Raw genomic sequence first — 1483 nt, 5'->3', positions numbered from 1 at the left:
CCCCGCCGATCTGGTGGAGGCGGTCCGCGCCGTGCTGGCGGTCAGTCCCGCCGGGTACCGGCCGCTGGCCGCCGCGCTCCGCCCCGAGGGCGGCTACCGGCCGCGCGAGCTGGCCGCGTTCCTCGCCCTGTGCGCGGACGCCCGGGCCGCAGTCACCCGCGACGACCCGCTGGAACGCGGACCGGGACGCGCCCTCGGCTACGGCCGCACCGTCGGCCGGGCGATCCGCCTGCTGGCGGGCGGCGCGCTCGGCGAGGGCCCGTCGGAGGGTCTCGGCATGCTGGTCGCCGCCCGGATCGCGGTCCGGCTCGGCCTGCTGCCGGCCGAGGACGAACAGGCCCACCGCGACCTGCTGCGGCGCGCCGGGCTGCCGGTGGTCCTGCCGCCCGGGGTCGACCCGGCGGGCCTCGCGGCCGCCGTCCCGGTGGCCGCCGCCCGGGACGGCGAGGACGGACTGGTCCTGCTGACCGGACTCGGCCGGCCGCACACCGGCCGCGGCAGCCTGCTGACCGGGGTGGACGACCGGGCGCTGCGCGCCGGGGCCGAAGCCGTCCGGCCCACCGGGGTCCCGCACTCCCGCACTCCCGCACTTCCGGCGTCCCGGCCCCGGCCGAGCGCTGACCGGGCCGGGACGGGACGGGACGGGACACCGCACCCGTGCACCCGGGACAGCGGGCGGCCGATCGTCGAAGCACAGCACCGGACGACCCACGGACGAGGAGCATCCGCCATGACCACCACCCACCGGACCCACCGGACCGACCGGACCGCCGTGACCTCCCTGCACCGGGGCCGCGCCGTCGACCCGGGCCGGGTGCTGACCGGCCCGCTGCTCGGCGTCGGCCTCTCCTGGCTGGAGCCCGACGCCGAGCTGGACCTGGACGCCGACGGCGTCGAGCACGCCCTGTACGTCACCACCGGCTCCGGCCGGGCCGGCGGCCGGGAGGTGGAGGTCGAGCTCGCGGAGGGCACCGGCCTGACGCTGCCGCTCGGCGGCAGCGTCACCCTGGCCGCCGGCCCGGCGGGCCTGGAGTACTTCCACGCCGTGCTGGCCGTCCCCCGAGGGGCCCACCGATGATCGTCGTCAGCACCGCCTCCGCCTCGGCCGCCGTCCTGGCCGGCCCGGACGGCGAGTTCATCCGGGTCAGGCCGCTCGCCCAGCGCGCCGTGCTGCGCAGCGCCACCGACTCCATCGACCAGCTGCGGCTGAGTCCCGGCGCCGTTCACGAACACCCGGGCCGGCCGGACGGCGAGTCCGTCTGGTTCGTCCTGCGCGGCCCGGTCGTCGCCGAGCAGGTGCCGGACGGCGCCCAGCACCTGGCGGACCGCGGCGACCTGCTGCTGGCCCCGGCCGGCCGCGGACTGCGCCTGCGGTCCGGGCCGCTCGGCGCGGAGCTGCTGTGCCTCGCCCTGCGCGCCACGACCCCCACCCCCACGCCCACCCCGGCGCCCCGCCGCCCCAGGATCCGCAGGAGCACCCGGC

1 protein-coding gene and 1 pseudogene are annotated in these 1483 nt (G+C 79.6%); both read left to right on the top strand.

Annotated elements, in window-relative coordinates:
• A pseudogene (locus tag AA75_RS15360) lies at positions 1–1078 on the top strand (hypothetical protein); the annotation flags it as partial.
• A partial coding sequence (locus AA75_RS15355; protein WP_033820576.1) for a hypothetical protein occupies positions 1075–1483 on the top strand: 409 nt, incomplete at its 3' end. The pseudogene AA75_RS15360 and the gene AA75_RS15355, both read left to right, overlap by 4 nt.

The organism is Kitasatospora sp. MBT63 (genome assembly GCF_000710465.2).
Classification (GTDB): Bacteria; Actinomycetota; Actinomycetes; order Streptomycetales; family Streptomycetaceae; genus Kitasatospora.
The sequence above is the reverse complement of the archived record's forward strand: the minus strand, read 5'-3'. Positions and strand labels throughout refer to the sequence as shown.